The organism is Terriglobia bacterium (assembly GCA_020072645.1).
GTDB lineage: Bacteria > Acidobacteriota > Terriglobia > Terriglobales > Acidobacteriaceae > Angelobacter.
On the sequence record JAIQGK010000031.1, the window covers coordinates 26,394 to 34,257 of the forward strand.

Annotated in this window: 4 protein-coding genes; all 4 read right to left on the minus strand. The window is 51.1% G+C overall.

All coding sequences use genetic code 11. From position 1 onward, the window contains the following. Positions 1–115: 115 nt before the first annotated feature. Entirely contained in the window at positions 116–1,435 is a 1,320-nt protein-coding gene (locus LAO76_27025) for a PLP-dependent aminotransferase family protein (protein MBZ5494595.1), read from the minus strand. Next, positions 1,422–2,543 carry a 4-hydroxyphenylpyruvate dioxygenase gene (gene hppD / locus LAO76_27030; protein ID MBZ5494596.1) on the minus strand — a complete coding sequence of 374 codons (1,122 nt, stop codon included), beginning with the start codon at positions 2,541–2,543 and terminating at the stop codon, positions 1,422–1,424. Before hppD ends, LAO76_27025 begins: the two co-directional genes overlap by 14 nt. A gap of 170 nt (positions 2,544–2,713) precedes the next feature. Next, the gene (locus tag LAO76_27035) at positions 2,714–4,321 is read right to left on the minus strand and encodes a tryptophan 7-halogenase (GenBank protein MBZ5494597.1); all 1,608 of its coding nucleotides are present in this window, start codon (positions 4,319–4,321) and stop codon (positions 2,714–2,716) included. 133 nt (positions 4,322–4,454) lie between these two features. After that, positions 4,455–7,781 carry an amino acid adenylation domain-containing protein gene (locus LAO76_27040; GenBank protein ID MBZ5494598.1) on the minus strand — a complete coding sequence of 1,109 codons (3,327 nt, stop codon included), beginning with the start codon at positions 7,779–7,781 and terminating at the stop codon, positions 4,455–4,457. Positions 7,782–7,864: the final 83 nt, after the last annotated feature.

Consider the following 7,864-nt stretch of genomic DNA (forward strand, 5'->3'; position numbering starts at 1 on the left):
CCTCTCTTGAGTTTTGGCAAAATCAGTTGGCTGCCGAGGTCCGGCATAATTGGATAATAATTGGCCCAAGAAATTTGCAGAGACACAGGGCTTGAAGATCGGCCTATCGCAGGAGTTAATGAGTGAATCCCAGTGCCATGCGATTGCGGACGAAGGATGCCAGTCGCCGGATTCCAGCACGAATCTTTTTTTCATCCACATAGCTGAATGACAGACGAATTTGTGATTCCCTCCCTGGCATCAAAGAAAAAAACCGCATTGGACAGACAATGACGCCATACTCGGACGAGCATGCCTGGAGTTCTTCCGTGCCGAAAGGGAAAGGCAAATAGACTGTCAAGAAAAAGCCACCGCCCGGCCGGTTCCATCGCACCAGTTCTTCCATGCCGGCGAATTCGCTTTTTAAACATTCAATCATCACATCCCGGTTCCGGCAGTAGTCAGCCAGTTTCGGAGTTACAAGCGGCTGCAGCGAACATTGGTGTTTGAGAAGAATACCCCCCACTGCGGCCTGCAATAGCGGCGAACTGTTGACAGTGAGCAAGCTCTTCACGCGAGAGAGTTCCTGCGCCAGGGTTTGATTGCCTTCTGATTTCTGGTCAGCAATAAGATAGCCAAGACGCAATCCGGGAAACAGGGTCTTGGCAAAACTGCCGATGTAAAGCACTGTATTTTGATGATCCAGCGCCTTCAAAGTGGGTACGCGCTCCCCGTCATAAGCAAACATTCCGTAGGGATTATCCTCAATCAAGAGAACACCAGCCCGAGAACACACCTCCAATATCTGATGGCGATGACGCAGCGGCATGGATGTGCCCATAGGATTGTTGAAATCAGGAATGTCGTAGAGAGCACGTGGGCGCCCCCATTTTGAACAATCGCGAATTGCCTTTTCTACTTTCTCAGGCTCCAGACCGTGCTCGCCAGAAGGCACTGGCATAATGCGAATACCCAGGATCCGCGCCAATCCAGTGATGCCAATATAAGCAGGGTCGCTTACCAGCAGCACGTCATAGCTCGGGTTAAATAACCCGGTCAGCAATACAGCCATTGCTTCCTGGGCGCCAACCGTGACCATGATGGATTCGGGAAATACACGAATACCTTCGTCACGCTCTAGTTGTTTTGCGATCAGGTCATTAATGGTTCCATTAGTACGGTTGTACTGGCCCAGTGCGCTCCACACCTGGCTTTCCGCTACTCGCGTGGCTGCCGCTGTGGCCGAAACAAAGTCTCTTATGTTTTCGAGGAAGCCCTCCACTTGAAAGTGAGTTTCCATCGGGCGGCCGGGAGCGAAAGACACCGCTTCCGGAAATCTCATGACAATCTCATTTAGAAAGTTCATGACATCCAGCAGCGGGTCAGAAAAGCATTCCTTAAGCTTCACAGCATTGACGGAAACCTTATGATCCACCATGCCTTTAAAGATTGCCACGGCGGGCCTGCTCTCTCTCAACTGCGGCAAAGAGCGCACGGATATTTCCGCTTCCAAAGCCCTTTGCTCCTTCCCGCTGGATTAGTTCAAAAAACAGCGTTGGCCTTCCTGTAATAGGCTTCGTGAAGATCTGCAGCAGATAACCCCATTCGTCCCGGTCCACCAGAATATTCAGGCCCCGTAGCGATTCCACGTCCTGGACGATCAAGCCGACTCTGGCCCTCAACATGTCATAGTAGCTACTAGGAGTTTTCAGGAAAGCCACTCCACTCTCCTGAAGATGCCGGACGCCCTCAATGATGTCCTGACAAGTAAAAGCCACGTGCTGAATGCCAGGACCGCTGTTGTAAAGCAGGTACTCTTCGATTTGCGAGGTGCGGCACCCCGGTCCCGGTTCCATCATTGAAAACCTCACGGTGGCTGTCTCATTCTGAACGACCTTACTATTCATGGCGCTATTGGCGGTCACGATGTTTTCCTCATGGGTAACATTCAGGTCAAATACGCTGGTATAGAAAGAGACTCCATCTTCCAATTGTCCGGCGGGAAAAGCCAACGCTACATGATCCAATTCCACCAAGCAAGAAGGTCCGCTGCCAGCATGCAGATGAAATGGCTGAAAATCCGGCAGAAAAGCCGCAGACCTGCCAGCACGCTGGACGAATGTATGGGTCATGTGTCCGAATGATCGTACTGTTGCGGTTACCACCTGCCCTAATTCATTCTCTTTTTTGACTGGTTCCTGCACCGGATATGCACCCCGGAGCAGTGCAAGGTGAAAAGAACGTTCAGCATCCTCCACACCGAACGCGATATCTTTCACGCCATCACCGTGCAACCGTACGTCATGAGCAATGCTGCTCGAGGGGTTGGTGGAACTTGTGACTAAAATCCCTGTATTACCCTGAACCATTGCATAAGAAATGTGATTACGATGACCGGTCTCTAGCCCCTGGTATCCAATCGGAGTAAAACCAAACCGGCTCTGAAGAAAATGCATTGACTGAAAAGCATTTCCTACTAGCAGGTGCACATGGTCAATTTTTTCAATTCCTAGCTTTTGCTTTGTATCTGCGAACGTCCGGGACACAGCTTGTATGGCAGCCATTCTTTTGATCTCCTTTCATTGCTAGCCGTTGCGGCCGATGATTATGCGTTGTAAATGGGGTGTTGGTATCAGCTTGACACCTGCGAGCCGCCACATTTGTGCTGTTGCTCATTGCTATCTGTTCTCCCGACCAGAGTGTCTCTGTAGGCCGTTTCGCTCATGGCTTAGACTTAGGAGTTGGCGGTGAGAATCAATTGACGGCCACTTTCCCGTTGGTAACGCTCCGTCAGATAGCTGTGCAAGGACGGCAAGAATTGCGCGAGGCGCTGGGATTCCCGGCAAATTGTATCGAAGGCCGTTATAGCCTGGCTGCTATTCCGATAGTCGAGCAAGGGCAGACTCGATTCCGGCCTGTAACCAAGCCCCAGTAGCATGACACTATAGGAGTATGCTTCAAACCCGTGGTACCGGGGATTAATTGTCCTGTTTGTAGGAAGACAATATTTCCAAAGTTTCATCCGTTCGGCCAACTCCCCGGGCATTTCCACGTCTGTCTTGGTTGCCTTCCAAAAGGGTGTATCATTTCTGGTGCTGGCAACATAGTGTAAGGTCAGAAACTCCCGGACCCCATCCATCACGTCAGCGACTGCCTGGTTGTAACTTTTTATGTTTTCTTCATCAAACGTGGGACGGGGAAAATGAGATGCCAGTTGCTCTATGGCGTGCTGAATGAAAAAGATGCCGGTGGACTCCAACGGTTCGACAAAGCCGCTCGATAGACCAATCGCTACACAGTTCTTCACCCAGGAACTTCGACTCCTGCCAATCCGCATCTTAATGTGCTTGGCCGGGCAGCCATAGCTCCTTTCTCCCAGGTGCTGCCTGAACTCCTGCTCCGCAGATTCCGGAGACTGGAACGTACTACAATACACATAGCCAGTACCGATCCTGTGAAAAAGAGGAATATTCCAAACCCAGCCAGAGGAAAGCGCGGTTGCAGTAGTGTATGGTTGTATGCCTTCTGTATCCGGATAGCTCGGGATTTGAAGAGCTATAGCACTATCGTTTGGCAAGGACCTGGCATAGGAAATAAAGGGTTCTTTCAGGACCCCATTAATGAGCATGCCACGAAAACCAGTGCAATCAACGAAAAGATCTCCTTCAATTAATCCATGATTGGCCGTGCGAATGCCTTGGATGAATCCATTTTCCGTCATCTTGACGTCCAGCACATCATCAATGATCTGGTGCACACCTCGTTGTTGAGCGTACCTAGACATGAACTTGGCAATGAGACTGGCATCGAAGTGATAAGCATAGGGATACTGGATTTTCAGTTCTTCCAGCAGCAGGGCTTTATCCGGATCGCTGGAGGAAAGATATCTATCCACCTTACTGTCAAAAATGCGGCCATCTTGGAAGCGGGGAGATTTCAGAGCATCGCATATGGCTGGAACTGAGAAGCAGGAATAGTCGAACGGTGCAATATTGCTATTCAGCTTCAGCCACCACTGAACCATGCTGGTGCCTTCGACGGAGCCAAAACGTTGAAAAGGATGATAGAAATGACGCTTTTCTGCATTCCAGTCCACAAATTTTATCGCCAGTTTATAGCTGGCATTGCAGTGGCACATCCAATCCTCCTCTTCCAAACCGAGAAAATCGAAGAAGAGCCGAATGGTGCTGAAGGTCGCTTCTCCGACTCCTACGGTATGGATATTGGAGGATTCGACAAGTTGGATATCAACACCATGGTCGAAAGCTTTGCTCAGGTAAGCGGCCGTCATCCAACCAGCTGACCCACCGCCAACAATAATCAGCCTAAATTTATGGTGCATATTTCCTCCTCCGATTGCAACCGGGGGCTTGTGGGACGAAAGGGGCTATCTAAATTTTGCAGAGTGATTGAAGATCAAGAAGGATGCCACAATACATGCCGATTCAGTCTCATCCTGAAGCGCCGACCATGGTTTAATGAACTTCCAGTTGTAAAACATCAACAAGAACGCGCACATGAGGTGGTTTCAACATCGTAATGCGGTTGCCCGGCACTCGAAATCGAGCTACATCCATTCCCCATCTTTTCCAACCAAGGACTACCTTTTCCTGGGAAAGCTGCGATTCCAGGTGATCGGAGGCACCAACGAAACGAATTAGGCCAGGAAAAGGTCTACGCGGCGTGTAACCGGTCCGCAATACTATTCCCATCGTCTTCACGAATCTGTACAGATCATCCGCAACCGATCCGACTGACAGGATTCCAGCCTCGGTCAGGAGGGAAAGCAGAATCTCCTGTTGTCTATCCGGGGTTTTACGTTCCAAATCAGCCACATTGTTTGGTGCGCAGCCGGTCGCAAGCTGCACCATCTTGAGACATTCAGCGACAATTTCGTTTGGCAGCCGTTCACGTACCGCCCAAGATTTGTCGTCGTCCGGAGGTTCACTATCGAGCATGGTGAGTGATACCTGATCACGGCCAGCAGCAGAGAGCAGTAATGCCATTTCGAGGGCTATCCATCCTCCCTGTATATGCCCGATGAGGTGTACTGGACCATGAGGAGAGATGTTTATCAGATCCTTTAAGTAAGAGGCGGCTGCGGCCTCAATGGTGGAATGCGGAATGGAATCGTCTTCCAATCCTCGGGGCTGAAAGGCATACACCGCTTGGGACTCGCTCAAGCAAGAAGCCAGTCCAGAAAAAAAGTTCGCACCCATTCCCACTGCGGGCACGCAGAACAGAGGTGGATACTTATCTTGCGCAACAGATCTCAGAGTTCGCACATAAGACCAGGAATCAAAAAGTGAAAACCTTTTTCCTGTCTTTTCTCGGATGACCTGTGAGAGGGCCCGCCCCAGTTCCTCGACATTGGGTTTTTGCACCACTGTGGCGTGAGTGCCGGAAACCGGCATGCATTGCAAGCGAATGCCAGGCACTTGAGACGTGAAATAAGCAAGGGAACGCTGAACTGTCTTCTCGTCACGAGCAACAAACAAATGCACATCAATCGGCAACGTGGAAAGAAAACACGGCGCTTTTTTCAAATCGACCTTGCGTTGCGCGATCCTGTGGAATTGCAGCGGAGTTTCGTACGGCAAAGGAAGCCAGCCCATGCGTTTGCAATGATAAAAAAGCTCATCCAAGGATTGAGACGACTTTTTCAACTCCAGAATCGCCTTCTGCGCCGATTCACCTATGCCTGATCTGACAATGTGAAGATACACTATCGTAAGGAATTCAAGCCGTGGATCTTGATTTAAAGCCCCCGTGTCAATAAGAAGTTGATAACGATTTTCATTAATCAATTCCCATTCTATAAGAGCCAGCACCTCTACTTCTTCATTCGCACCAAGCAGCTGCATAGCGACTTCATAGGCCAGATTTGCACCCATAGCAAACCCCCCGACGCGATAGGGCCCCGCTGGTTGAACCGCTCGGATCATGCCCACCATTCTTTGCGCAATTCCTTGAACAGTGCGTAAGCGATCTTCGCCTTTTTGCTCAGCAGGCAGTGCATATATAGGAATATTGCGATCAATGTAGGGAGTAAGAACGTGGGCATAGATAATTTCATCTGCGCCCTCATGGGTAAGAAAGAGCGGGCGTTCTATACCGCTCTGCCGTATAGCTACCGCGCTTGCACTCGACCGCTCAGGAAGCGCCAGGGTGGCCGCAAATGAATGCAATTCGGGATGCGCAAACAGCTCGCTGATCGCGACTTCCATTCCCAGTCTTTGTCGCACGAGCGCGCTGAGCTGCATGGCTTGTAGTGAATGGCCTCCCAAAGCGAAAAAATTGTCCTTCCGCCCCACCCGCTCCACCTGCAATAACTCCTCCCATATCTTCGCCAAGTCCCTCTCCGTATCTCCTTCCGGTTCTTCGTACCTTCCCCTGGCGTAAACATCTCCCGCCACCGCAGGCAACGCCCTCCGGTCTAGCTTCCCGTTCGCCGTCAGCGGCAGCTTCGCCAGCACCACATACACTGCCGGCACCATGTACTCTGGCAATTTGGACGTAAGATAGGTTCGCAATATTTCCGCGTCAGGAATCTTCCCCTCGGCACTCCCTTCCACAACCGTGTAGTACGCTACCAAGCGATTCTCCCCGCCTTTTTCTTCTCGCACTACCACCGCCTCCTTCACCGCCTTCTCCTCCTTCATCACCACCTCAACCTCTCCGAGTTCAATGCGATAACCACGTATCTTCACCTGATCATCGTTGCGTCCCACAAATTCGATATTCCCATCAGCCCGCCACCGCCCCAAGTCGCCGGTGCGGTACATCCGCACTCCGCATGCTGTGCTAAACGGATCGGGCACAAACCGCTCCGCTGTGAGTTTCGGTTGTTTCCAATATCCACGTGCCACTCCTGTGCCGCTGATGAAAATTTCCCCCACTACCCCCATCGGCACTACCTGGAAATGACGATCCAGAATGTAAATGCGCATATTAGCAATGGGCTGACCTATGGGAATTGTTGCCAAGTTTACTGCTTGGGGGACGTCATAAACGGTACAGCCAACAACAGTTTCGGTCGGTCCGTATTCGTTAACCAGCCGTACAGAGGGGTGGAGTTGCTGCCATTGTTGAGCAATCGAACTTTTTAGTGCTTCACCACCGATGACAAAAGTGTGGATTGCGCTCGCTGGTTCCGGCGCCAGATTATTTCCCAGGGATTCCAGATGTGCAGGCGTTATCTTCATCAGTGCGGGCTCATTGAGCCGGGCGATCTCTTTTCGTGCGCCCTCGATTTCGTGCCCTTCTTGAACCAGCCGAACTTTGTTTCCACACAGTAACGGCCCATACAGGCTTGTAATCGTGGCATCAAAAGAAAATGACGACGCAACAATGGCAGAGTCTTGGAAATTGTAGGTATGAATTGCCCACCACAAGTAGTTCAGGAGTCCTGCTTGATCCACCATCACGCCTTTGGGTCTGCCTGTGGATCCAGAAGTGTAGATCACGTATGCCAGACGCCGGGAATCAACACCAATCGAGTTCAAGTTCATCTCGGCTGCTTCTTGCCACACAGCAGTCTTTCCCAAGACGAGCACTTCAATATCCCTGTGCATTCCTTTGGTCAATTCTTTCAGGTGTGTTTGGGTGAGGATGACTTTCGGTTCACTGTCTTCCAGCATGTATTGCAGCCGCTCTGCTGGATAGCTCGGATCCAACGGCACGTATGCTCCACCCGCCTTCCACACTCCCAACATCCCTACCACCATCTCCACGCTTCGCTCCAGGCATATCGCCACCCGGTCATCCGGCTTCACCCCTAGTTGCCGCAGATAATGCGCCAAGCGGTTCGCTCGCAGATTCAACTCTTTGTAAGTAAGCTGATTGCCCCCGCATACCACCGCCACCGCGCCCGGCGTCCGCACTG

What these genes read in the sequence shown, in the direction of transcription:
- hppD (MBZ5494596.1), bottom strand. Translation starts at nt 2,543, where the DNA reads ATGGCTGCCATACAAGCTGTGTCCCGGACGTTCGCAGATACAAAGCAA.
- LAO76_27035 (MBZ5494597.1), bottom strand. Translation starts at nt 4,321, where the DNA reads ATGCACCATAAATTTAGGCTGATTATTGTTGGCGGTGGGTCAGCTGGT.